Genomic DNA, 26,487 nt, shown 5'->3' with positions numbered 1-26,487 from the left:
CCCATTTGGGATTCATCCACGATCCCCTTCTCCAGAATAGGCAACGTTAGCTGTTTTTGCATTCAACCCCCGATCACGCGGGGATCGTGTAGTATCAGCAGTAATTCAGCTAAAACAATCCATCGTGTGACCAATGAGTGATTGACGAGTATGCTGAATGAACACATCTGGAAAAAGCCATTCTGAAGCATCACAGGCGTAGGCAAGGGCATGGTGAGGAAGTATTTTGACCGCCGATCGGGGACAAAGACAAATCAATACACACAACACACATCCGACTGGCAAATTCAGAATATCGAACCAGCCGACTTGCACAAGCTGAAGCTGCCAAAGTTACCTATTAGTCCCCCTGATGCTACGGCTCCAGCCTCTCCTCCTGCGGGAGTAGGCAGCACCGTTGAGTCACCGCCCGCAGAAGTGAGCCAACCGCAGGAAGCGGACGCACCTCAACCCGCTCAAGCGGAGAATGCAATTCAGATTGCGCAACCTGGATCAAGGCGATTACCCCAGAGGGGGAACGGCTTCGCATCGCGCCGTCAGCAGATGCGCTCACCCAAGTCGTGGAACTGGTCAATGCTGGGACTGGGGGCAATCATTCTCTCGGTTGGCATGGGGGCTGTTGCCCTAACGTGGCTGACCACCTTGCCACCCCTGCCTGACTGTGGAAAGATATCGCCGATTGCAGCAGATTCAGAACGGCTTTACTGCGCTCAAGAAGCGATTCGCTCAGGCGAATTGCCCCAACTAGTGGCAGGGTTGCAATTAGTGGGGCAATGGCCAGACGATCATCCGCTTCATGGTGAGGCGCAAAAGCTAATGGCAAATTGGTCTAAAGCCATTCTGACGATCGCCAACGACAAAATTAACCATAACGACCTGCCCGGTGCCGTCGAAGCGGCTGAACACATTCCGCCGAACAGTCCCATTTACGAGGAAGCACAGGCATCGATCGCCCACTGGAAAGAACAATGGCAACAGGGAGAAACACTCTACAAGACAGCCCAGGAAGCCCTGCAAAACCAGTATTGGGATAAAGCTTCTGAGCAAGTCTCTGCCCTAGGACAATTAGAAAATCCCTATTGGCGGCAACGGGCAGACCAGCTAACCAGCCAAATTTTGGCAGAAAAGCAGGCTCGATCGCAGCTTGTCGAGGCCCGCAACCTGGCTAAGCGACAGAACCCGAAAGCGCTGGGAGAAGCGATCGCTCTGGCCCAGCAAATTTCCCCCAACAGCCACGCCTGGGCAGAAGCCAAAACCGAATTGACGCAGTGGAGTCAGGCACTCCTCAAAACTGGGATGCAGCAGTGGCAGCAAGGCAACCTGGAAGCGGCGATCGCCCTGGTGCAGCAAGCCCCTCCTGACCCGACCCTGTCTCCCGATGCAGCCGCTCTGGTGCAATATAGTCATGCCCAGCGGCTGGCAAGCTGGAGCGAGGTACAGTGGGAGCCGTCCTTCAAGCAAATTTGGGGGTTGATGCAAGCCCTTTCTACAGTCAACCGAATCGAACCTGGCAGCGAGCTTTATCGCCAAGCCCAAACCGAACGTGAAACCTGGCAGGCTCAACTAGACGACCTGGTTCAGCTTCAGTTTGCCAACCTCAGCGCCAGTCTAGGTCAGCGATTCTCTTTAGAAACTGCAATCAAACAGGCAGAATTAGTCGGAGCCGATCGCCCCCGTCGAGTTCAGGCGCAAACTCTGGTCGCCCATTGGCGGCAAGAAATTGAGCGCGTAGAAGACCGCCCCTATTTGCGTCGTGCCCGCGAACTGGCAGAACCTGGCACCATCCCAGCGCTCAAAGCGGCGATCGCTCAGGCTAGCGTCATCCCGCTTAACCGCGTCTTGCGAGGAGAAGCACAGGGGGCGATCGCCGCCTGGAATAGCCAGATTGAAACGATTGAGGATCAGCCATTCCTGGATGAAGCTAGAACCTTGGCTGAGAAAGGCAAACGCCGAGAAGCGATCGCCGCCGCCGAAAAAATTCGTTCTGGTCGTGCCCTTTACGACGAGGCCCAAACCGCCATTAGAAACTGGCGCACCGAAATCGAAATTGCTGAAGATCGCCCGATTCTCAACGAAGCTTACGAACTGGCAGAAGAAGGCAGCCTTTCCGGTGCGATCGATGTCGCCTCCCAAATTGGTCGAGGTCGAGCCCTCTACTCTGAAGCTCGATCGGCGATCGCCCAATGGCGAATCGAACGAGAAATCATCTGGGACTCCTGGGAAGCAGAATCCGCTCCCGAAAGCGACGATTCTTACTACGAGGAAGATTATGAATATGACGAAGGTTATGAAGAAGACTACTAATCCTTAAAGTCTTCTTTAAGGTATGTTTTTTGCATGTGCGACGCACATGCAAAAAACATACTTGGAACAGTTCCAGTTCTTAGCTCATGCAATCCCTCCAGCACAAACTGATAGTCTCCTGCCAGGCTCCCGTTGACTCCCCGTTACATGACCCGATGGTGATTGCAGCGATCGCCCAGGCAGCCGTTAACCAAGGGGCAGCAGGCTTGCGAATTGACACTCCAGCCCATGTTCAAGCGGTCCGACAACGCACTTCAGTTCCGATTATCGGACTCTGGAAGCGACAGTTTGAGGGGTCTGAAGTCTACATTACCCCTCAAGCTGAGCAGGCAAAAGCGATCGCCCAGGCAGGCGCAGATATCATTGCCATTGATGCTACCCTCAGAGCGCGTCCCGGTGGAGAAACCGTTGCTTCCCTGATTGACTTCATCCACAATCTAGGAAAACTCGTGATGGCAGATGTTGATACGTTAGAGAGTGCGATCGCCGCCGCCGCTGCGGGTGCCGACCTGGTTGGTACAACCCTTTACGGCTACACCCAACAAACTCGCCATTTGCCCCCTCCTGGCTTCGACCTGTTGAAACAGATGGTCGATGAACTATCAGTTCCTGTAATCTGCGAAGGCGGCATTGCTTCTGCCGCTATGGCCAAGCAGGCTTTGGACTTAGGAGCCTATGCAGTCGTGGTAGGCACAGCAATCACAGGCATTGATGCTCAAGTTAAGGCTTATTGTGAAGCGCTTAGTTTCCAGTAAAAATGCGATTCATTGCATCTCCACAGGACAGGGTAAAGCTTTACAGAATGTTAGCTTTTACACCTCTACCAAAGAGTCATTTAGCCCAAATTAAGGGCATCATAAGGACACTCACAATGTGCCTTAAATAACATCCACCGATGGATAACGCTACAACCAAAGTTCTCCTGGTGGAGGACGACGAGGACGATTACATCATTACCTCAAACCTTTTCCGTGACATCCAAGAAAAGAAGTTTGAAGTTGAGTGGATTCGCAACTATGACAATGCCTTAGAAATCATGAGCAAAAATCAGCACGATGTTTATCTTGTTGATTTTCGCTTGGGCATCAAAAATGGAGTGGAGCTATTGGAGCAAGCCACTGCTGACGGTTGCAAAGCACCCATTATTTTGTTGACAGGGCAAGGAGATTCCCGAAGTGACGTTGCTGCTATGAAAGCAGGTGCAGCCGATTATTTAATCAAAGGACAAATTGATGCAACGGGGCTAGAACGAGCCATTTCCCATGCCATTGAGCGAACTCACACATTCGAAAAATTGCGTCAGGCACTGCAGGAAAATAGCCGACTCGCTTCTGCGATCGCCAACATCACAACGGGCGTCGTGATTACAGACCCCAAACAGCCTAACAATCCAATTATTTTTGCAAATCCAGGCTTTACAGCTGTCACAGGTTACACCCAGGAAGAGGTACTGGGATCCAATTGCCGCTTCCTACAGGGCAAAGAGACAGATGTAACAACCCTGCAACAGTTGCGAGAGGCGATCGCTCAGGCTTGTCCTCATACCTGTGTTTTGCTCAACTACCGTAAAGACGGCACTCCCTTTTGGAACGAACTTAGCGTCAACCCAGTTTTTGACTCACAAGGCGAACTCACTTACTTTGTCGGCTTGCAAACAGATGTGAGCGATCGCAAACAGTCTGAAGCAGCGTTGCGAGAGAGTGAAGAGCGCTATGCTCTAGCCGTACGAGGCGCAAATGACGGCATTTGGGACTGGAACCTTAAAACCAGCGAGATCTATTTTTCACCTCGATGGAAATCAATGCTGGGATATCTTGATGAGGAGATCACAAACCAGCTAGACGAGTGGTTTGAACGGGTTCATCCAGAAGATCTAGATTGGGTCAAGGTCAAAATTGCAGCTCATTTAGACGGGCTAACGCCTCACTTTGAAAATGAACATCAAATGCTGCATCGGGATGGCACCTATCGCTGGATGCTGAGCCGAGGGTTGGCAGTACGCGATGCCAAGGGTAAGGCGACCCGCATTGCAGGCTCTCAAACTGACATCACAACTCACAAACAGGCAGAAGAGCAGCTTTTACACGATGCTTTTTATGATGCACTGACAGGTTTGCCAAACCGTGCCCTGCTGACTGACCGGCTCAAGCAGGTTGTCCAAATGGCGAAGCGTGATTCCAGCTATCAGTTTGCCGTTTTGTTTATCGATGTTGATCGCTTTAAAGTGATCAACGATAGCTTGGGTCACATGCTAGGCGACGAGTTGCTGATGGCGATCGCCCAGCGACTGTGTGACTGTCTCCGCCCCACTGACACGGTTGCCAGGTTAGGCGGCGATGAATTTGTGATCTTGCTAGAAGATATCAATGATGTCAACAGCGTTACCACCATTGCAGATCGGGTGCAGCAAGAACTCACGTTACCGTTTAGCCTGAACGGGCATGAAGTGTTCACCAGCGCCAGCATTGGCATTGCTCTGAGTGAAACAGGGTATGAATTGCCAGAAGATCTGCTGCGCGATGCAGATACCGCTATGTATCGGGCGAAAGCTCAGGGCAGGGCGCGATACGAGATATTCAATACCGGAATGCATGTTCGAGCGTTAGCCCTCCTGCATCTGGAGACTGACCTGCGGCGGGCGATCGCGGCTGATCAGTTAACGGGCGATCGCCAAGAATTTCAGCTTTATTACCAACCTATTGTTTCGCTCAAAACCCGCTGTGTGGTTGGGTTTGAGGCGCTATTGCGTTGGCAACATCCCACTCGTGGTTTCATTTCTCCGATCGAATTCATTCCCATAGCGGAAGAGACGGGGCTAATTATTCCAATTGGAGATTGGGTTTTGCGAGAAGCCTGCCGTCAAATGCAGGTTTGGCACGCTGAGTTTCCGATGAAACTGCCTTTGTCATTGAGCGTGAACCTATCAAGCAAACAATTCACACCGCGCTTGATTCGCCAAATCGAACGAGTTTTGCAAGATACGCATCTGGATACTCGATCCTTACGACTTGAGATTACCGAAAGTGCACTGATGGAAAACTTAGAATCAGCTGCAGACTTACTGGCACAAGTGCGATCGCTAGGAATTCAGCTTTCAATGGATGACTTTGGTACGGGCTATTCTTCGCTCAGCTATCTGCATCGTTTTCCAATCGATACTTTGAAAATTGATCGGTCTTTTATTAAAAAAGTAGATGCAGACGGCGAACAGTTGGCGATCGTTCGCACCATCATTACCCTTGCCTGGAATCTAGGTATGGATGTAGTTGCAGAGGGGGTAGAAACTCTTAAGCAACTGGCACAACTGCGATCGCTCAAATGTGAGTATGGACAGGGATACTTATTCTCAAAGCCGCTCGATAGCCAAGCCGCCGAACGGGTCATTGCAGCGCAATCGCAGCTAGGAATTGGCATCACAAATCTGGGGCAGGACACGAGTCACTGCAACCTGTAATGGCAGAAGAGACATCGTTCTATACCAATCGTGCTAAAGCCCATCTGGGCGATCATTTGGATCTGAGCGGTGATGAAGATTTGAGCAATTCCCAAAATCTGAGCCGCGATATTGTCAATTGTGTACCAGTTGGTTTGATCATTTGGCACCTAAAAAATCTGGATGATCCTAATAGTTTTCAGCTCATCACGGCTAATTCGGTAATGAGCGAAATTCTGGAGATGCCGCTAGACCAATTGTTGTGTGAGGCGATCGCGGCTCCCTTTCCAGCTTTTTTGGGCATCGAACCTGCTGATTTCTATGGCGAGGTCATTCGCTCTGCGCAAACTAGGAGCCTGGGCGAAGTTCGCTACCGAAACCGCCAAAAAATTCAGACCGTGCTGTCGCTCACCGCATTTCCCATGCCCAATCAGTGTGTTGGGGTCGTAGTAGAAGACATTACCGAGTTCAAACAGATTGAAGCAGGACTGCAAACTGATAGAAACCTGTTTCAACGCATCGTTGCCACCACGCAGGAAGGGATCTGGTTGTTTGACGTTGAGGGCAAAACGAGCTACGTCAATCAGCAGATGGGCGACATGCTGGGCTATTCTGTGGCAGAGATGCTGGGCCGTTCGCTGCTGGACTTTGTCGATGACGAAGCCCGCACAGCGATCGCCGTTCCGTTTGCCAAACAGCATGGTCTGAGAGGGCAGCACGACTTGCGGTTTCGCTGCCGCACTGGAGATTCTCTGTGGGCAATCGTCTCAGCCACCCCCATGTTTAACGAAGATGGCAAATTCGTTAGCACCCTCGTGATGGTGACAGACGTAACCGAGCGCAAACAGGCAGAAGTCAATCTGACCGCCTCTGAGACCCTTTACCGGCGGCTATTTGAAAGCGCTCAGGATGGCATTCTGGTTGTTGCGCCTGAGAATGGCAGCATCACAGATGCAAACCCATCGCTTCTCAAGTTGCTAGGCTATGCCTACCAGGAGCTAGTCGGGAAGAAACTATGGGAAATTGGTTTCGTTTCTGAGGCAGAAGGACAACAGACTTTCCAAACGCTGATAGAGCAAGGCGACCTACGCTACGACAATTTGCTGCTACGGACACGCTACGGGCGGCACATTGAGGTAGAGTTTATCAGCAATGTCTATCAGGCGGGCAGCAGGCAGGTGATTCAGTGCAATGTTCGAGACATCACGGAACGCAGGCAAACTGAGGCAGAGTTACGGCAATTCACCACTCGACTGCAGCAGAGCAATCAAGAATTAGAAGATTTTGCGGCGATCGCCTCTCATGATTTACAGGAGCCGTTGCGAAAGATTCAGGCATTTGGCGATCGGCTCAAGAGCCAATACAGCCAAGCCCTCACCCACGAAGGGCAAGATTACCTGGAGCGAATGCAAACCGCTGCTAGGCGAATGCAAGTCCTGATCAACGACCTGTTGTCTGTCTCTCGCATCACGACCAGAGCAAAACCCTTCGTCAAAGTTAACCTTAACGAAGTGATTCAAGAAGTTTTGTCTGACCTGGAAATTCAAATTCAACGGGTAAAAGCACAGATAACCGTAGAAGAACTGCCCACCATTGATGCAGATCCGCTACAAATGCGCCAACTGCTGCAAAACTTGCTTAGCAATGCCCTTAAGTTTCACCAACCTGACGTTCCACCCATCGTTCTGATTCGCAGTCAGATCTTCAACTCTGCGTGTCCGGATGGTTCCAATCCTCTACAGAATGCCCGGTGCCAAATTATCGTTACCGACAATGGAATTGGCTTTGCTCAGAATTATACTGATCGAATTTTCACCGTGTTTCAACGTTTGCACAGTTCCAGCGAGTACGAAGGTACAGGAATTGGGCTAGCAATCTGCCGAAAAATAGCTGAGCGGCACGGTGGCACTATTACTGCCAGTAGCGTGCCTGGACAAGGCTCAACATTTACGATTGTGTTGCCGCTGCAACAGCCTAACTAATACGGAATCCACTTTGTAAAGAGACACTATCTTTGTGTAGGGGGCGAAAGCATTCGGGCATAAACTCTGCAACTTACAGCAATTTCTGTAAGGACGCACTGCGGTGCGTCCCTACCGATATCCCTACCCTGTAAGCGGATTCAATATTAAACGTCCTTCTGCAAAAGCTCTGCAAAGGAAAATTGCATTGCTTGAGCATAGGGCAGCAAAATTTCAAGATACTCAGACTGTATCCGGGCTTGAATCTCTTCGAGCAAAAGTTGGACTCCCTGGTGAGCTAGATTCCAGGAGACACCAACGGTTGGATAAACCATCATGCACAGAGGCACTAGCTCTTCTTCAATTGATGTTGTGCTGCCTTCAAGAATGGAAAGCCAGAGGTAGCCCTGAAACATCTGCATGTCGCGAATGCTAGATGTCATAATGCCCGGGTCGCTCAACGTTCCCCGCCGACTTTGATAATGCGGGTTTATCTCAAAGGCACGTTGAAATACAGCAACGGCAATGTCATGACTGTAGGGCAACATTTGTCGAACTAGAGCCAAACTGGGAGACTGCACAGTGTATCCCGCAGCTGCTTGACAGACGCGCTTCCAGGGAATGCAAACTTGCTCTTCAAGAAACCTGAAGTAAGGCGAGAGCAGTAATTGCTCGGTGGGGGTGAGTCTGCTCAGCAAAAATTGAGTGGTGAAATGAAACTGCGTACTCAAGAAGCCGATCGCCCTTGGGTCTTTTGCAGCAAAGTGCTGAAGCCGCAATTCTTGTAGGGAGGGTTCAAGTTCTTCTAATAGTTGTGCGATCGCCTGAATGCCCAACGACGGCATCAGCACAAACGACGAAGGCGACGGTGACTGCTGCTCGTAAAAGTCTAGAACCTGTGTGTAAAGTCGCGTTGCAGCAGTGGCAATTCGCTGGGCATCGCTGAGGTTGACTACATTGGGAATGTAAGAGAAGAGCGTATTAGTCTGAATTCCTGCTCGTTCACAGTTGAGTTGCAGCACTCGTTTTAGCTGCTTAACCGTTTGGCTGCGTCCCGTTGGAGAAGAAGTTTTGACGAGGGTTACAACTGCTTCTTGCCCTGTCTCTGAAGAGAGTATGGATAGATCGGTTGTATAGCAAGATGCCCATAGATTAGTCAGGCTTTCCACGGGTGTGTTATCCCGATAGGGGGTATAGATGGGTACATATTCTAGTAGCACGCTTTTCTCCATTGAAGATATCCAGGCTTAAAGAGCAAAGGCTGCGAAACACACCGATGGAGTAGATGATCTAAAAATGTGGCAACAGAATAAATGCTGCGACAGAATAAGTAGCGTCCAGGTAAGCGTACCTAGACCTACTTAAGAAATTTCGCAGATCTACGAAATTTCACAGAGGGCTACGTAATAATCTATGCCTCATTGTTGTGCAATGAGTTGAGCCATTTGGCTGAATTCGCAACACACCGTAATTGCACGCAACACAGGAGCCCTTTTGTACCAATTCATTTTTGAGCATAAACAAGTAGCACGGCTCAACCGCGCTACCGTTCACGTTGGAGGTCTAAGAAATTCTGACTATTTTGTAGTCATGGTGTGGACACCATCCCAGGCAGTAGGGGGCGGGCTGATTAGGTAAGCATTGGCGCGCTCTAGGTGGACCGCGATCGCCCGGTCGTCTTGCTGCAAGCGCTGCGCTTTCTCAAAGCAGCGAATCGCCTGCTGAAAGTTCATCTCTGTGTAGGCTGACCGTCCCTGCTCATAGAGCGCCAGGAACTCATGGGTCTGATCGTCGAGGGTATGGTGGCGATCGCCAATCAACTCGTAGATGCTGATCGGCTTCGTCTTACCTTTGACTCGAATTCGGTCTAGCTCTCGCACGACGATGTGTTCTCGACATAGCCCGTAGGTGTACTCGCTCAGAATGATGTCACAGCCATATTCCTTGGTGACTCCTTCTAGGCGAGAGCTGATGTCTACACCATCGCCAATGACGGTATAATCCATCCGCTTTTGGGAGCCGATGTTGCCCGATACGACTTCTCCAGAACTGATGCCGATGCCGATGCGGATTTGAGGCTGATGCTTAATCCGGCGATTTTGGTTAAATTCTGCTAACCGCCGCCGCATATCCAGCGCCGACTGTACAGACATCCAGGCATGGTTTTCGGTCAATGGCAGCGGCGCACCAAATACCGCCATCAGGGCATCACCGATGAATTTGTCGAGCGTGCCTTCATAGTTAAAGACCGCTTCTACCATCGTTTCAAAGTAGTTGTTTAGCAGCGAGACGACCTCTGCCGCTTCCATCTTTTCGGTGAGGGAGGTGTAGCCGCGAATGTCAGAAAATAGGATGGTGACTTCTTTGCGTTCACCGACCATCAGCGCATCTTCGCCCAAGGCCATGACTCGCTCTGCTACTCCAGGCGTCATGTAGCGGTACATCGTCGCTTTCATCCGCTTTTCCTGGCTAATGTCTTCCAGCACCACCAGACCACCTCGGACGGTGCCTTCTGGATTGGTCAAGGGATTGACGGTTAAGTTAATGCTGCGCTCTATTTCTCGCACCTGTTCTTGAGGAATGGGGGAGATGGGATGCGCTTTGCTTTTGGCTGTCGTCAGATTCCAGGGAAGGAAGCTGTTGGAGTTGTGGCGATCGCGCATTGCCATTGCATACATTCCTGCCCCACTTCCATTGCCATTCCGGTCGGCAGGATCGTCTGGCTGGTTGACAAATAACCCAACTGTCAGGCTTTGTTCAGGGACGTAATGCTTTGCGCCAAGTTTAAGGCTGTCCTCAACCCGCATTTGCAGATTGTCAATCGGCACTACTTCCCAAACCAGACGACCGACAAGCTGCTCTATCCAAAAATTTTCTTGGTGGCGATCGCCTTCCTTCTGGCGCGGACAGCCCAATAGCTCCAGTGCTGCGTCATTAATGGTGACAATTCTGCCCTGCATGTCGGTCGAGATTACGGCATCCGACAAGCTTTGCAGCATATCTTTTTGGTACTGCTTTTCTAGCAACACGCTTTCAAATAGTTGAGCGTTTTCCAGTGCGATTCCCGCCTGAATGTTGAACGCCCGCATGAATTCTTCGTCGGAACTGGTAAAGCTGCCCTGGTGCTTGTTAATCAGTTGAGTGACACCAATCAGCACTCCTTCTGAGTTGTAGACGGGCATACAGAGAATGTTGCGGGTGCGGTAGCCCGTGCGTTTGTCAGTAGACGGATCAAAGCGCGGATCTTCGTAAGCATTCGGAATGTTCAGCGCTTGCCCAGTGGAAGCAACATAGCCTGCAATGCCTCGGTCTGCTGGAATGCGAATCTCCATCAGCGTGCTGCCATCAGCGGTTTCCACCTTTGACCAAAGTTGCCCCTGTTCTCGATCGAGCAGAAACAAGGTGCTGCGGTCAGCCTGCATGAGTCCACGAGCTTCATCCATCACGGCTCGTAGGGTTTTTTCTAGATCCAGGCTTTGTGCCAGACAGGAGGTGGCTTTTAGCAGAGCCGCTACGCCTTTCTGATTTCGGGCGGCAATGTAGAAGGAGTTGCAGCTTTCTAGAATAATGCCAATCGACGAGGCAAACTCGCGAAACTGACGTTCGTCATCAGAATCAAACGGTTCACTGCCTGCCTTGTTCATCAGTTGCACGACGGCAACGACGCGATTTTTGGTGCTAAAAATCGGCATGCAGAGGACGTTGCGGGTGCGATAGCCCGTCTGCCGATCAACATCCCGGTTGAATAGGGGATGGCTGTAAACGTCGGCAATGTTGAGGCATTTCCCGGTTGCGGCGACGTGTCCGGCAATGCCAACATTCAGCGGCACCCGAATTTCTAAAGATTTCTCGCCTTCGCCCTGGGCAATCTTTGACCAGAGCTGCTCCCTTTCTTCGTCAACCAGAAAGATGGTAGTGCGATCGGCTTGCAAAATCTGCCCGATTTTCAGTGTGAATGCCTCCAGGATTTGCTCCAGCATCGTTTCCAGGGCTTCGTTGTTGATCATTTCGATCGCCCTGAGAAAATGCTCAAACTCTCTTGTAATTTGTTCGAGCAGGCTAGCAAATTGAGGAACGGGAAGATCCTTAACGCGGCGGGTGAGATCGCCTTTGCGATCGCCCTGTGACAAGGCTGCCAACATGCTGCCAGGAGAAGTGCCAGGAGTAGTCATGGTCATGGCCGCTAGTAGGGGTGTAGTGTTGCCCCGAATTAAGGAAACATTGAATGCAAATTGGGAGACACACCGTTACATATAGTTATACAGGAGATAGCTATACAGGCAGTTATCGCCTTGCTATCGACTGCTATCTCCTATATTCATCGCCGCAGTCGCCAATCAGTTGGTATAGGTCGCGGGATTGTCTGAGTACAGCATCAATTTGGGAGCGATCGTCCTCGTCTAGCGTCAGGTCAAAAACTCTAGCATTGTCCTGCAAATGGTCTGACACACCTAACCGTGCCCCCACAATCACACCTGCTACCGTTGGCTGATCTAAAACGCAACGCGTTGCGATGTTGGCGATGCTCACCCCGTGCTTTTGGGCAATAAGCTGGAGTGCCGAGAGCAGGCTTTGAAATAACTCCCAACCACCCCACACATCGATCATGTTCTTGTACTTTCTCAACGAAGCCGTATCGAGTGAGCTTCGCTCGGGCTCGGGCTGCCCCAAATAACGCTCCGACAATAGCCCCCCACAGACTGTGCCGTAGGCAAGCAGCTTAACGTGGTGCTTCTGACAAAACGGTACCATACGAACCAGGGGACGGCGATCGATCAGAGAAAATTGCACCTGGTTGGAGACAATTGGAATGTCGTTTTCTAGAACAGTTTGTAAATGCTCTGTGTCAAAGTTGGTTAGGGCCAGGCGCTTGATTTTGCCCTCGTTTTGCAGTTCTGTGAGGTATTTGAGCGCATCCAGATAGCTTTTGTTGCGATATTCCCACCAATGAAACTGGAGCAGGTCTAGGGATGGCACATCCATTCGCCGCAGTGAGATGTCAACGTTTTCCTCAACCAGGTTGCGGGTCATGCGTTCAGGGCGTGGCACCCATTTGGTAAACGCTTGCAGGCTAAGCAAGACTGCCGTACCGCGCGTTGCAGAAATCTGTCGTCTAAACTCACCGATAAAATCCTCAGCCGGGCCGTAGTGATCTGCTAGGTCCCAGGTGGTAAAGCCTGCATCAAAGTAATCGAACATACTCTGGACCGCTCGTTGGGGAGCGATCGCGCCATGTGCCCCCGACACCTGCCACATGCCATTGAGAATGCGGCAAATGTTTAACTCCGGAGTAAATTGCAGCCTGCGAGAATCAGGTGGATTCATCGTGAAGTTTTGTTAACGCTACACTCCTATAAGGTATCCCGTTTCCACAAAAGCGGGCGATGTAGGAAATTGATAGGGAACCAGGAATTTTTTTAACAGTCACACATTTCTGCAATTAATCTAGTATCTTTAGACTTGAATATTTTTCTTCACCCGGCACAGCAGCAAAGTTAGCTTGCGCGTCTAGGAACATAAGTTAGGTTCGAGATTTCATAAAGACGAGGTATTTGGCAGATGTCCTGATCAATGCAAGGACTTTTATCAAACGCCGCGTTTGTGTAAACCAGTAAGAAGTGTTACTTGATCCCCCGTTCTTAGTCATTTACTCCTGAGGAATCACAAGAAGTCGCGCTGTTAATGATGCAAAAGAATTCTGTTCGGTTTGGGAAATTGCTGCTGTTGTTTGGGCTGGGTCTGACAGCGCTGGTTGTTCTAGAAACGCACCAGGAAATTGGCGGGGCGCTCGATCTCAGCCATGTACCTGGCAATGGTCTTTCAGATCTGGTTCGAGAGGCTGCTCCAGATGTGGCGGTCGATCCTCCCCTCGACGCAGAGGTGCGTACCGATGCAGAGGCAAAACCGGATGCGGATGCTGCTTCATCTGAATCAGAAAGGGAAACTTTGGCGATCGATGCGGGTGCTGAGGCGGTGAATCCACAGGAAGTCGCTCAAATTGATCCCAGTGCGATGGCAGTAAACCAGTGGCAAGGGGCTTCCTTTCCGCTAGAAGGATTTCAGGAGTACACGTCTCCATTTGGCTATCGCTCGTCTCCAATGGGTGGCTACAGCCAGGAATTTCACTACGGCTTAGACATGGCGGCCCCCTCTGGCAGCTACATTCGCAACTGGTGGTCAGGTACCGTCGTTGAAGTGACGGACGACAGTAACTGTGGCACTTCGGTCGTGGTGGAGTCTGGAAGCTGGCTGCACATCTACTGCCACATGCAGGGACATGTTGAGTCCAATAGCCAGGGGCGCTACATGATTGACCGAGAAGGCGGTTTGCAGATTTGGGAAGGGCGAGAAGTGCTGGCTGGGGCGCGCATTGGTCGAGTCGGCATGACGGGACGGACGACCGGACCTCACCTGCACTGGGGACTGAAATATAACGATAACTGGGTTGACCCGGCGCTGGTGCTGCGGGCTATGTATTCAGAACAGCAAACTGCGGCTTCTAATCGGGTTCAGTAGACCTGATTGATCTACGATCCCCATTCCCGATTACTATGACAGTGTTGCCTCTGATGCAGATTGGGTATGCGTTCTTTTTGGTCTGATCCTTACCTGTGGATTCACCTGGCGGGTATTGCTGCGCTACCGATTTTTTTGGAAATTTGTTTGTTAGGACTAGCGGCGGGTGATCCTCTCCTGCCTGCGGTGCTGGAGCTAGGATTTGTTGCCGTGGTGGGAATTGCACCCATTTTTTGGATGCAGTGGCAGCGCCCCTTTTACATTTTTAGTCTACTGGCGATCGCCATTCAGCCTGCCCAACTCAGTGATGAGGAGCGGCGAATGCTGCGTTTCTTCAAGTCTCAAGAAGTGCGGGTGTTGACTGTGATCGCCCCAATCCTTCTGACAATCATCCTCTGGCAACTCTACAAACTTGCCCCACTCGCGGCAGAAGTAACCCCCTTCTCTGGGCGGCTGGTCGGGTTGCTGGTAGCAGCGATCGCTTTTCTGGGCTGCAATCTGTTTTTGCAAGTTCCCTTGAGCGTTGTGCGGGTGCTGTTAGCGGGTGAAACTAAGTTTGCCGCTGCGGAACCCTATCCCTTAGAGCGAGTTGGGCAAGATTTTACCGTCTTGGGGTTGCGCGTCAAGCAGATTTTGCCTGCGATCGCCCCCCCTCCACAACCCGTAGCCGTTGCTAAGCCTGAAGCGGCTGCGGAGACAGAGAAAACACCTGTTGCAGAGGCGATCGCTTCAGATGCGGCAACCGTCGCAGCATTAGTTCCTACAGGCGAAGAAACTGCCACAGCCGAAATTGCAGAAACCCAACCGGCGGAAAACCAAGTGGCTGTAGATGAGGCCGTCACCGTCGAAGCGGAAGTTGCACCCATTCCAGATCAGGAATTAGAAACGTCGCCCTCAGAGGCTCAGACGGCTTCAGTCGATCAGCCATTCCCTGATCCAGCAGAGGCAGAAGCGGTTACTGCGGTTGAGCTTTCAGACAGTGAAGAGGCGATCGCACCGGAGGCTGAAGCTGCTTCGGTGATTGAAGAACAGGCAGCAGAGGAAGTGATAGAAGAAATGCTGGCATGGGAATCGCAAGACATTCAGCCCGACGGTCAACCCGATGCTCAGCCAGATGTCGAATCAGACGCTCCTTCAGAATTGACATCTGAGCATCCTCATTCATGAATTTTGCACTAATTTGCCCAACCGTGTAGCTCAACACAGTCAAATAGATTGACTACGCTATGCTGTGATTAAGGGAAATTTCATTTCCCCTAAATCCTTGCACCATTCCTGAAACTTCTATGGCTATTACTTCTTTCCCTTCTGGTATACAGTCCCCTGGAGATGAACAGGTCTGGGATAGCTTAAAGCGGGCGATCGCCTCCAGTTCTGGGTTCAAGCGCTGGCAAACTGAGCGTAGCGACGAGCGGCATCCGCCACTCAGCCAAGATCAGCTTGTGCGTCGATACTTGCGCGAAACTTTAGAGACTTTGGCTTATTGAGGTTCCGACCTTATCCCAATTCCCTTTAGAGCTGCATAGTTTGGAGTGTGCCCATTTACGCTCCAGGCTGTGCAGCTTCAGATACAGACTGTATTGTCTCCAGTCTGTTACAAATATTGTTTATAAAGCTCTGCTTCTTGTACTTTCAGGAGGCAGAGCTTTTGATCTTCTCAAGCTTCTCAAAACTGAATATTATCGAACACGCCTTCTAGCCCACCTTCCAGAAGTCCGCCAAAGCGTTCTTGAATCGCTTGAAGCTGACCATAGGCTGCAACGAGGCGATCGCCATCAACCACCACCTCATCAGTCGGGTAGTTTTGAATCACTTCGATTAAGCTAATCCGGTCGTCATCACTGGCTGAAAGGACCAGAGCCGATCGCAATGCCTCGCGGCTAGCTTCACCGGATGGCGGATAAATGGCTTCACCCACTTGGTCAAGCACAGTATCGCCGATTGGATTGTTCAACCCGCGATCGACCAAAACCACGTTTACTTGTGCTTCTTCGGTTAAGGTCTGGCGCACTTCTTCAGGCTGTTTGCCCGCTAACCGCAAATAGCGACGCAGCGATCGCGACGTTTCTCCCGTTTCAGCGAGCGTGGTCAGTTCAGCGACAGAAACCGACTGTCTCAAAACGCTGTATTTAAGAACAACCCGTTCGGCGGCTATCGCTCCTGTTGCCCACAGCGGCACAGAAACGCCAATTCCTAAAATCAGCGACAGTTTTGTAATCAACGAATTTAAGCGCATGACCCGTGCAGCGAACTGCAAATTAGTGTTTTCCCTTATCTATCCTGATGATATCGATTCGGTAAAGTTCCAGTGAGGGCTGCGATCGCCTTGACTAACATTTCGGGGTCAATTGGTTTGGACATGTGCTGTTGAAATCCTGCGGCTAGCGCCTGTTGCTGGTTGAAATCACCTGCATAGGCCGTGAGGGCGATCGCCTTGACCTGTCCACCTTGCTCTGGGGGTAATGTTCGCACCTGGCGCATCAGCATATAGCCATCCATATCTGGCATACCAATGTCGCTCAACAAGACATCGGGTGGCGAACGCTTCAATATTGACAGTGCTTCTCCTGCGGTCGTGACGGCTGTCACCTTTGCACCAGCCTGTTCTAGCAGAAACTCAACAAGTTCACGGGTATCGGTATCATCATCTACTAGCAAAACGCAAACGTGGGCTAGGGGATGAGGGATGAAGGATGAGGGATGAAGGGGATCGGTTTCATTCATCCCTTCATTCTCGTCCTTTAAAAGCGGTAGCCTAACGATAAAAGTAGCTCCTAGTCCTTCCCCTTTGCTTTCGGCTTGAATGGTGCCACCATGCAGTTCAATCAGGTGCCGCACGATCGCCAATCCCAGTCCTAACCCGCCAAACTGCCGCGTAGTTGCACTATCTGCCTGCCGAAAGTAGTCAAAGATATAGGGAAGGAAGCTGGGGTCAATTCCTTTGCCCGTGTCGGTAATGGTAATTTGAGCCTCTCTATCGCTCTCAACTTGCTCTAGTCTCACTTTCACTAGTCCGCCTGGAGGCGTGAATTTGACGGCGTTGGAGAGGAGGTTCCACATCACTTGCTGCAAACGTGTTGCATCACCTGCGGCTTGAGTGGTGGGAGCCAGATCTGACTCTATGCGAATGGATTTAGCTTCTGCGGCGAGACGCACAGTTTCGATCGCCGCTCGAATGGTGGCTGCTAAATTGACTGGGCTAACTGCCAGACTGAGCTTGCCGCGCAAAATTCGAGAAACATCGAGCAAATCTTCGATTAGTTCTGCTTGCAGTTTGGCATTGCGCTCGATCGTTGCTAGAGCGTGTTTGGCTTTTGTCTCGTCAAGTTTGCCATCTTGCAGCAGTCTCGACCAACCGAGAATAGGGTTGAGGGGCGATCGCAACTCATGGGACAGCACTGCCAAAAACTCATCTTTAACGCGGTTGGCGGATTCTGCTTCGGCACGGGCTGCTTGTTCCCGTTGCAGGAGATATTCCCGTTCTTGCTGCAATTGTTTCTGCTCTTCGATATCGGTTGCAGTGCCAAACCATTTGAGAATTTTGCCCTGAGCATCTTTCAACGGCACCGCCTGATGCAAATGCCAGCGATAGACTCCATCGGCTCGTCGCATTCGCCCTTCTGCCTGATAGTGGGTGTCGTTCTGTTGCGCGGCTGCCCAATCGTGGGTGAGTTCAGCTATATCATCAGGATGAATGACCGCTTGCCATCCTTCAATTTGAGCCTGCTCTAGGGTTAGCCCCGTATAGTCCATCCAGCGCTGATTGATATCCAACAAAATTCCTTCGGCATTTGCCGTCCAGACCAGTTGGGGAATCGATTCAGCCAAATATCGATAGCGTTCTTCGCTTTGACGCAGAGCATTCTCGACCTGTTTGCGGTCGGCGATATCGATGAAGTAAGCAACGCCGCGATCGCTATAACCGGGCAACAAGGCTCCGCCAATTAGGATGGGCACCTGAGTGCCATCTTTGCGGATGTAAGCTTTTTCAAAGGGAGGACATACGCCATCTGCCAGCAGTTGTGCCTGCATGGCTGCATCAATTTCGTGAAACTCAAGAGGAGTAATGTTTTGCCACTGCACCTGTCCTGATTGCAGTTCTTCCTGGCTGTAGCCCAACATCTGCACTGCCATTTCGTTGCCAGCGGTGATGCAGCCAGATGCATCCCAAAAGAGAATCCCAACCATGTTGGATTCGACCACACCCCGAAAGCGGGACTCACTTTCGCGCAGAGCCGCTTCAGCGTAGACCCGATCGCTAATATCCACCAGGGAAACCAGCACTCGGTCATAGGCTGCCGAGGCAGGCGGGAAAGCGATGGTAAACCAAACGGGAAAGCGATCGCCCTGCAGAGTTTGCAGAACGGTTTCGGCAGCGTAGGAGGGTTTCTCATCCGCAATAGCCAGCAGCTCTTCTACAAAGATTGCTTCAGCTTCGGGTGTGAAAATCTGATATAAAGAATTCAACAGTTCTGCTTTGCTTTGTGCCCTAAACAGTCGCAGCGTTGCTTGATTGACATCTCGCAGATGCACCATTGCAATAGCCTGCTGGACAAACTCCGGACGGTCTGTGAAGTATTGCCGAAAATCTTTAACTCCAGACGCTTTAAGGTGGGCGATCGCCGCTCTGACTTGAGAAAAATCTTCTTCCCAAATTGAAATGCTGACTGCTTCAAAAATGTAGCGATAACGCTGTTCTTGAGCAATCAGAGCCATTTCAGTTTGCTTGCGATTAGTGATGTCGATCGCAGTGCCAATGAATTCTACTGGCTGTCGGGATGCTCCCTCTCCGTCAAACTGAACCTGCCCATTCGCTGAAATCCACCGCTCAATGCCATCGCCTACCAAGATCCGATAATCAATTTCGTAAGCACCTGAAGAGGTTGGGGAAAGAGCATGGCTTATAGCGCTTACCACTCGTTCCTGGTCCTGAGGGTGAATTCGTTCTAGAACGGTTGATAGGGGAAGGAAAACCGCATCCTCTGGTTCTCCCCAAATTTCACGCATTCGCTTGTCCAGTTCAACCAGGTTGGTAGCCGGGTCATAGCGCCAACTTCCTAGCCGACCAATCTGAACGGCGAGTTGAATTTGCGCTTCACTCTCTCGCAGAGCCTCCTCTACTCGTTTGCGATCGGTAATGTCACTCACCAGGCTGAAAAAGCCCTCTACAGCCCCCTGACTATTGACGTGAGGAACATAACCCGCGCTAACGTAGCGAGTGCCGCCCGTCTGGTAAGAAATTTGGCTCTCAAAACTAACTCGCTGTCCTGAGAGTGCTTGCTCTATGTAAGGAAGCACAGTTTTGTAAGCCGCCTCACCCAACACCTCAAGAATGTGCTTGCCCGTCAGGTCTGAGGGACGTTGTCCAAACCAGGCTTCATAGGTTTGGTTGTTAAATCGGTAGTAATGGTCTTTGTCCACGTAGGCAATCAAAGCCGGAACGGCGTTGGTCACGAGCCGCAGTTGCTCTTCTCGGCGGTATAGCGCTTCTTCCAGGTCTTGGGGGGTAGGGTTGCTGGGGGTAGGCAGGCTATCTTCGACTAAAACTCTACACCCCGTGGCAAATACTCCATCTATTTGACCTGCTTCATTCCAAAGAGGGCTATAAGACCAGGTGTAATGACACTGTCTACCAGAGCAATCGCCCGGAAAGGGTTGATTTTCACAGCGTCGGGGCTGCCCTGTAGCAAACACTTGCTCAACATCAGCTTGGATTTGCCGCCAATTTTCATTCCAACTGTTGCTGATAGGTTGACCGACGAGAATCGGCTGGTCGTTTGCCCGCAACAGCAAAGAGTAGGCATCGTTATAAAACAAAAGGCGATCGCTTCCCCAAACCAGAAACATTGGAGAGCAAGCATTAAGCAAAATATTTAGGGCTGTCTTGAAGCTTGGCGACCAAGTTGCGATCGCTCCAATGGACACTGACGAGCCATTAGTGACGTTCTCGGCACTTGCAAAACGGGACTGCATGAGTGCCGCCATCTCGCTGTCACCAATAAAGATATGCTCGGAGTTGGCATTCATCTTTTAGATTACAGGTTTAGCAGTCTTTCAAAGGCTGCCTGTCAGTTGTCCTAAAACCGCCCCTTTAGTTATAAACGTTATGGAGAAGTCAATACAAGGTCAATCAGGGTACAGAAGCCCTGTTTGAAATTTCCTGCGTTTTAGTGAGAAAAGTCTTCTACCCAGAGAGTCAGGCAAGCTGTAGTTTAATGAAAGATTAAACTAGCCCTCACAATCCTTATTGAAGAAGGTATACTATTTTCCCATCGGATTTACTCCTCTTTAAAGTTAGAACGGTAAGAATTAACGGTCACCTGAGGGAATGGTGAAAGGGCAATCGTTGAAATAAAGTTGAAATGAATGAGAGCGATCGCAGACTGAGTTCAGCCAGTGGAAGTCGAGCAAGCCCATCATGCACTCCTGGTTCCGTCGTCCCTGCTTATCTAGCCTCCGTCTGCGCCTAATTCTGCTCGTTCTTCTGGCAGTCATTCCAGCACTAGGGCTAATTCTGCATACGGCTAATACTCAACGACAGAGCGCGGCTAGAAACGCCCAGGAAAGCCTGCTGCGACTGACAAAGTCTACGGCTGCTAGTCAGCGTCAAGCAATTGAGGGGGCACGACAATTGTTGATCGCGCTTTCGCAAGTACCTGCAATTCATGAACTAGATACCGAAGCCTGTAACCAACTGCTGGCTAATCTATTAAAGCAATATCGTTCTTACGCAGGTTTTGTGGTAGCAGATGCAGCAGGTAACTTAACTTGTAGTGCCCCTGCAACAACACAGTCGATTAGCGTAGCCGATCGCGCTTACTTTCGTCTTGCGCTTGCTAATCGTGACTTTGCCATCGGCGAATATCAGGTAGAGCGAATTACAGGTAAGTCTACGCTCAATTTTGGCTATCCCATTTTAGATGAATCGGGGAAAGTAAGGGCGATCGTCAGTGCAGCATTAGATCTGGACTGGATGGATCGATTAGCTGCCGAAGCAGAGTTACCAGAAGGCTCGACCGTTACCGTAACCGACCGCAACGGAACGATTTTAGTTCGCTACCCAGATTCACAAGATTGGGTCGGCAAGTCTGTCCCGAATGCTCCTATCACCCAAAGGATTTTGGCTCAGCGCGAGGGTACGACTGAAGCCACTAGTTTAGATGGGGTTGAGCAGCTTTATGCATTTACCACATTGGGTAATGGCTCTCATGGCTCTTTTGATCAAGATGTCCATATCAGAATTGGAGTGCCCAGAAACGTTGCTTTTGCAGAAGCTAACCAACTGCTCGTGGAAAATCTGGTTGGGCTAGGATGCGTCACTGTTTTGGCGCTGACGGCTGCCTGGTTTGGGGGAGATATTTTTCTCACCCGCAAAGTGCAATCCCTCGTACAAACTGCTCAAAAGCTCCAAAGTGGCGACCTTAGCGCCCGCACTGAACTAGCTGATGATACAGGAGAGCTGGGGCATTTGGCACGCGCCTTTGACGAGATGGCAGCGGCGATCGCCGCTCGTGAACAGTCGATCGCCAGCCTCAACCAGGATTTGCAAACGCTGTTTGAAGTGATTCCAATTGGCGTATTGATTACCCAAGATCCAGCATTTAGGCAGGTCAAAGCCAACCCAGCCTTTGCCAAAATGTTGGGAAGTATCCCAGATGCCAATGTTTCTTACACCCCCGCTGATGCTCCGCCTCCGTCCTACAAAATCATTCAGGAAGGACGCGAACTCACGCCCAATGAATTTCCCTTGCGCTATGCCGCCCTGCACAATGTAGAAATCAAAGGAACAGAGGTCGATATTGTCCGAGGAGATGGAAGTCGCTTTAGCTTGTTTGGTTATGCCAAACCTTTGCTTGATGAGCAAGGACAGGTTAGAGGCTCAGTCGCAGCATTTCTAGATATTAGCGATCGCAAACAAGCTGAAGCCGAGCGCGAACAATTGCTGCATCAATTAGAGACAAGTGTGGGTCAGCTTGAAGCAATCCTAAACAATATGACTGAGGGGTTAGTGATTGCTGACCCGCAAGGCAACATGTTGACATTTAATCCAGCAGCGCTTGCCCTGCATGAGTATGACACCGTCGAGCAAGTCCGGCGGCACCTGCAAGAGCTTCCAGACACCTTTGAGGTGCATGATTTGCAGGGCAACTTTGTCTCCGTAGAGCAGTGGCCGATCGCTAGAGCGCTCAACGGTGAAACCTTCTCCAACTATGAAATTCAGGTTCGTCGTCGAGATACTGGCAAAACCTGGATTGGCAGCTACAGCGGCACTCCCGTACAAGATAAACAAGGAAAAGTCATTCTGGCAATTGTTACGATCCGCGACGTGACCAAACAGCATCAAGCGCAGCTCGAACTTGCCCGTAGCCTGACCGCCGAGCAAACGGCCCGAGCAAACGCAGAAGCCGCAAATCGAATTAAAGATGAGTTTTTAGCCGTTCTTTCCCATGAATTGCGAACCCCGCTGAACCCCATCTTGGGCTGGTCGAAACTGCTGCGATCGCGCTCATTTGATGCCGCAACCACCGACCGCGCCCTGGAAACCATTGAGCGCAATGCCAAACTGCAAACCCAACTGATCGAAGACCTGCTGGATGTTTCCCGCATTCTCCAGGGCAAACTGCGGCTGGACAACATCCCGGTCGATCTAGCAACAACCATTCAAGCCGCAATTGAAACGGTTCAGCTAGCGGCAACCACAAAGTCGATTAACCTTCAGGCTGTGCTTGACCCAACCGTTGGTAAGGTTTCTGGCGATCCGGGTCGCTTGCAGCAGGTCATTTGGAATTTGCTCTCCAATGCCGTCAAATTCACGCCTCCAGGCGGACAAGTTGAGGTGAGGCTGTCATTAGTCATGGGTCACGGGCCAGGGGTGAAAGGTCAGCAATTCAAAACAGATCCCCAAGGACAAAGGACGAATTACGCTCAGATCACCGTCATCGACACGGGCAAAGGAATTACTCCCGACTTCCTGCCTCATGTGTTTGATGCCTTTCGTCAGGCTGATGGAGCAACCACGCGACAATTTGGGGGACTGGGACTGGGATTGGCGATCGCCCATCACCTGGTTGAACTGCACGGTGGCACGATCACGGTAGCCAGCCCCGGAGAAGAGCAGGGATCGACCTTTACCGTCCGGCTACCGCTGCTGAAGGATGAGGAGGCAGGGATAAAGGATGCAACCGATCCCCATCATCCTTCATCCTTCGTCCCTCATCCTTTGAAGTCGCTGCGCGTTTTGCTAGTCGATGACGACACGGACACCCGTACTTTCTTCGTGTTTGTATTAGAGCAGGCTGGAGCCGAGGTGATTGCAGTGGCATCCGCAGAAGCAGCACTACACACACTGACACACACCAAACCAGACCTACTGTTGAGCGACATTGGAATGCCGGACATGGACGGCTACGCATTGCTCAAGCAGGTGAGAAGCCTACCACCCGAGCAAGGTGGCAACATTCCAGCGATCGCCCTCACTGCCTACGCAGGAGAACTGAATCAGCAACAAGCCCTGACAGCAGGGTTTCAACAGCACCTCGCAAAACCTGTTGAACCAGAAGAATTAATCAAAGCGATCGCGGCGTTAAAAATTGGCGATCGGACTTTCAACCAAGAAAGCTGAAGATTCGTTTTAGCCCTTATCCTTCATCCTTCTCCCGCTTCATCCTTTTTCTCTTGCTCAACTGCATCCTCAATAGCCGCAATTTCCCCCTCAACTTCGGCAGCGACTTCTTCCTGAGTAGGTGCCACTGCTACGGGCGGGGCAAACACCAGCAGTCCTTGTGGAATACACTCAATCTCAACGGGTGTGGTGCCAATAATTTCTCCATCAACTACAACCTTTTGGGGTGGGTCAGTCGTTACCGTGAGTCGTTGGGTTCGCAGACAGATAATGTCTTCCCGATTGGTAGCAGTTTTGATCAGCGCGGAGCCAAACAAATTCAGCATCGTGTCGATCGCCTGGAGCCGAGTATTTGCAGTGCTGATCGTCACATCTAGCAGCCCATCATCCACAAGCACCTGCCCAAAGCCTTGAGCTAACACAGAAGTCGGAGGCGCAACGTTAGCAATGGTGATTGCTCCTGCTTGACACTCGCTGACGGTGCCACTAACGTCAATTTGGGCAAGAAATTGCTCCTGCTGCCCAAATTGCTGCACCCCTGCCAGAATGTAAGCCAAGACGCCCAGGCGATTTTTCAGGTCGCGATTGGCCCGGTCAATCGTTTCTGCCTCAAACCCAATTCCAGCCAGCAAAATCATCGGCGCACCGTTACAGCGGGCTGCATCTACAGTGCGCGTTAGCCCAGACAAAATTGTCTGGCAGGCTCCCTGCACGGCTCTAGGAATTCCCAATGCAACGGAGAAAGCGTTGGCTGTGCCCCTTGGAATCACACCCAAAGGAACGCCTGTGCCAATCACCCCAGCCGCCGCCGCAGAGATGGTGCCGTCGCCTCCCGAAGCCAAAATCATGTCGGCTCCAGCGGCGATCGCCTCCTGCGCGACCTGCTTAACGTCGTCTTCTGGAGTCGTGGTGTGAACCGTCAGCAGCATGTGTGGCTGCAACAATTCTCGGATTTGGGACAACGCCTCCACGGGATTGCTCTGACCCGCAACCGGATTGAAAATTAGAAAAGCATTCTTGGTGTTAGAGAGTTGAGAAGCGATCGCCTCGGCAGTTGCCAGATTGGTCGCAAACAAAACATTATGCACCTCACAGATCCGCAGCAGGGCGCGAATATCAGGTTCGTGGGGCTGAGCATAGAGCGGATCAATCAAAAAAATCACCGCAGCGACATCCCCTGTCGTCACCTCAGCCGCAATCTGAGCATCCCCACCCAACGGTCCAGACAGCTTACATTCGACCGTTAAATCCGTCCCAGCCTGAACCCTTTCTCCTGTCGTGCCGGTAGCAATGAGTCGGTAGCGAGACAGAAGATACACATACTTCTGAGCAAACGCCACCATATCGCTTTTTTTGCGGTCGTGGGCAATCAGAGCAATCGTTGGAGGCATATAAAGCAGGGATTTTCTCTCAATTTAACTACTAATCGTAGGGGAAAGGGGAAAACACACCCTTTTCCCCTTTCCCCAAATCAAAACAACCCTAACGCTTGAAGACTGCGCCGCGTCACTTCGATGCGGGCAGGAAAGTCATCTTCGTCTTGCGTGGCGATGTTGGTCGCAAAGAAGTAGACGTTATTGTTTTGTTCTAAATAACCGACAAACCAGCCCAGCTTTGGCCAGCCCGTGGTGATGGTGTCCAAGCCCGTTTTGCCGCGCAGTACATAGTCTGGAGTGCGCTCGACTACCATGATGTCTTTGACCAAATCAATAGTGCGTTGGGAGAACGGCAACTCGTTTCGATAGAGTTTTTGCAAAAACTCTATTTGCTGATGGGGGGTGACTCGCAGCGGACCTTCTAACCAAAATCGATCGATCGCTTCGACTGTTCCGATGTCGCGATTGCCATACTCAACCTGATTCACAAAATCCTGCATTCGCTCATGTCCAACTTTGCGAGCCAGGACTTGATAAAACCAGATGGTTGAATCTTTGAACCCTTGGCGGAGATTGGTGTCGCGGTTCCAACTTGGAAATTCACGCTCGATCCCGTCCCAGGTCAGAACGGTTACGTCATCGCGGATTACACCCGTCTCCAAAGAGACGAGCGCATTCAAAATCTTGAACGTGGACAAAGGGAAAAAGGCTGTTGTGTTGCGGGTGGGATTGTGTTCATAGAATTGATTTGCGTTCTGGTCGTAGAGCAGCACAGAACCTTCTATCCCAAGCTGCTCAAAGGGTTGTGATAGATCAACCTGGGCGATCGCCACTTCTTCTACCTGCGCTCCTGACACCCCTGCGAAGGCAGCCTGATTGCCGTTAAGGTGTCCTCCCATCAGGAGGGCAAGCAGGCTCGCTAGAGCAAGCAGGAGGAGCGATCGCCATTTTCTAGACAGAATCTTTCTAGCTTGATGCATGATGCTTCTTGATAGAACTGCTTCTGAGAACCCGTAGGGATACACCCCAGGGTCAGATAGTTCCAGAAACTCAGGCTCAGATTTGAGGGATTTTCGAGAACACGCCTGTTAGGGCAAACAGCCGTTCGCCCCTACTGAAACACCGTCAGTTGTGCAGGGGTTTCCTTTCCCCGAAATGCCTTATACGGAATCCGGCTGTGGAGTAACACTATAAGATAGAAGGATGGGACGTACAATTACACTGGCAAAACACCTCAGTCGTGAGGAATTAAAAACTCGCTATCAAAACAGCAGT

Annotated in this window: 15 protein-coding genes; 8 read left to right on the top strand and 7 right to left on the bottom strand. The window is 51.0% G+C overall.

Going from position 1 to position 26,487, the window contains the following annotated elements; translation table 11 throughout:
* The first annotated feature begins 210 nt into the window (after positions 1 to 210).
* The 4 genes from H6F93_RS21235 to H6F93_RS21220 all read left to right on the top strand — a co-directional run bounded on the left by H6F93_RS21235 (position 211) and on the right by H6F93_RS21220 (position 7,719).
* Positions 211 to 2,304, top strand: coding sequence for a hypothetical protein (locus tag H6F93_RS21235; protein WP_190684985.1), 2,094 nt, complete (start codon positions 211 to 213; stop codon positions 2,302 to 2,304).
* Positions 2,305 to 2,390: 86 nt separating this feature from the next.
* Entirely contained in the window at positions 2,391 to 3,059 is a 669-nt protein-coding gene (locus H6F93_RS21230; RefSeq protein WP_190684982.1) for an N-acetylmannosamine-6-phosphate 2-epimerase, read from the top strand.
* A gap of 140 nt (positions 3,060 to 3,199) precedes the next feature.
* Positions 3,200 to 5,758, top strand: a complete 2,559-nt coding sequence (locus tag H6F93_RS21225) for an EAL domain-containing protein (RefSeq protein ID WP_190684978.1) — start codon at positions 3,200 to 3,202, stop codon at positions 5,756 to 5,758.
* Positions 5,758 to 7,719, top strand: coding sequence for a PAS domain-containing sensor histidine kinase (locus tag H6F93_RS21220; protein ID WP_190684974.1), 1,962 nt, complete (start codon positions 5,758 to 5,760; stop codon positions 7,717 to 7,719). The genes H6F93_RS21225 and H6F93_RS21220 overlap by 1 nt, the downstream gene beginning before the upstream one ends.
* 146 nt (positions 7,720 to 7,865) lie before the next feature.
* On the opposite strand, the gene H6F93_RS21215 is transcribed toward H6F93_RS21220, so the two are convergent.
* The 3 genes from H6F93_RS21215 to H6F93_RS21205 all read right to left on the bottom strand — a co-directional run bounded on the left by H6F93_RS21215 (position 7,866) and on the right by H6F93_RS21205 (position 13,023).
* The gene (locus H6F93_RS21215) at positions 7,866 to 8,930 is read right to left on the bottom strand and encodes a hypothetical protein (protein ID WP_190684971.1); all 1,065 of its coding nucleotides are present in this window, start codon (positions 8,928 to 8,930) and stop codon (positions 7,866 to 7,868) included.
* 345 nt (positions 8,931 to 9,275) lie between these two features.
* On the bottom strand, positions 9,276 to 11,870 hold the full coding sequence (locus tag H6F93_RS21210; protein ID WP_199313876.1) for an adenylate/guanylate cyclase domain-containing protein: 2,595 nt from the start codon (positions 11,868 to 11,870) through the stop codon (positions 9,276 to 9,278).
* Between the two features lie 133 nt (positions 11,871 to 12,003).
* Positions 12,004 to 13,023 (bottom strand): aldo/keto reductase, encoded by a 1,020-nt coding sequence (locus H6F93_RS21205; protein WP_190684963.1) that lies wholly within the window; start codon positions 13,021 to 13,023, stop codon positions 12,004 to 12,006.
* Between the two features lie 357 nt (positions 13,024 to 13,380).
* Between H6F93_RS21205 and H6F93_RS21200 the strand changes: the two genes are divergently transcribed.
* The 3 genes from H6F93_RS21200 to H6F93_RS21190 all read left to right on the top strand — a co-directional run bounded on the left by H6F93_RS21200 (position 13,381) and on the right by H6F93_RS21190 (position 15,701).
* Positions 13,381 to 14,214 carry a M23 family metallopeptidase gene (locus H6F93_RS21200; RefSeq protein WP_524537990.1) on the top strand — a complete coding sequence of 278 codons (834 nt, stop codon included), beginning with the start codon at positions 13,381 to 13,383 and terminating at the stop codon, positions 14,212 to 14,214.
* A gap of 66 nt (positions 14,215 to 14,280) precedes the next feature.
* Positions 14,281 to 15,381, top strand: coding sequence for a low-complexity tail membrane protein (locus tag H6F93_RS21195; RefSeq protein ID WP_190684960.1), 1,101 nt, complete (start codon positions 14,281 to 14,283; stop codon positions 15,379 to 15,381).
* Between the two features lie 119 nt (positions 15,382 to 15,500).
* A complete protein-coding gene (locus tag H6F93_RS21190; protein ID WP_190645810.1) occupies positions 15,501 to 15,701 on the top strand; it encodes a hypothetical protein in 201 nt (66 codons plus the stop codon).
* A 179-nt stretch (positions 15,702 to 15,880) separates the two neighbouring features.
* Here H6F93_RS21190 and H6F93_RS21185 read toward each other — a convergent pair whose 3' ends face one another.
* A complete protein-coding gene (locus tag H6F93_RS21185) occupies positions 15,881 to 16,450 on the bottom strand; it encodes an alpha/beta hydrolase (protein WP_190684953.1) in 570 nt (189 codons plus the stop codon).
* 35 nt (positions 16,451 to 16,485) lie between these two features.
* A complete protein-coding gene (locus H6F93_RS33440) occupies positions 16,486 to 20,241 on the bottom strand; it encodes a hybrid sensor histidine kinase/response regulator (RefSeq protein ID WP_199313873.1) in 3,756 nt (1,251 codons plus the stop codon).
* A gap of 391 nt (positions 20,242 to 20,632) precedes the next feature.
* Between H6F93_RS33440 and H6F93_RS21160 the strand changes: the two genes are divergently transcribed.
* Entirely contained in the window at positions 20,633 to 23,836 is a 3,204-nt protein-coding gene (locus tag H6F93_RS21160; RefSeq protein ID WP_190684950.1) for an ATP-binding protein, read from the top strand.
* Between the two features lie 23 nt (positions 23,837 to 23,859).
* On the opposite strand, the gene mgsA is transcribed toward H6F93_RS21160, so the two are convergent.
* Together mgsA and blaOXA are read right to left on the bottom strand one after the other, a co-directional pair.
* Positions 23,860 to 25,227 carry a methylglyoxal synthase gene (gene mgsA / locus H6F93_RS21155; RefSeq protein ID WP_190645814.1) on the bottom strand — a complete coding sequence of 456 codons (1,368 nt, stop codon included), beginning with the start codon at positions 25,225 to 25,227 and terminating at the stop codon, positions 23,860 to 23,862.
* Positions 25,228 to 25,307: 80 nt separating this feature from the next.
* Complete coding sequence (gene blaOXA, locus H6F93_RS21150) at positions 25,308 to 26,192, bottom strand: class D beta-lactamase (protein WP_199313872.1); 885 nt, start codon at positions 26,190 to 26,192, stop codon at positions 25,308 to 25,310.
* Positions 26,193 to 26,487 lie beyond the last annotated feature (295 nt).

This window comes from Leptolyngbya sp. FACHB-671 (assembly GCF_014695745.1).
Lineage (GTDB): Bacteria > Cyanobacteriota > Cyanobacteriia > Elainellales > Elainellaceae > JAAUTN01.
Note: the sequence above shows the minus strand (reverse complement) of the source record. Positions and strands in the feature narration are given on the sequence as shown.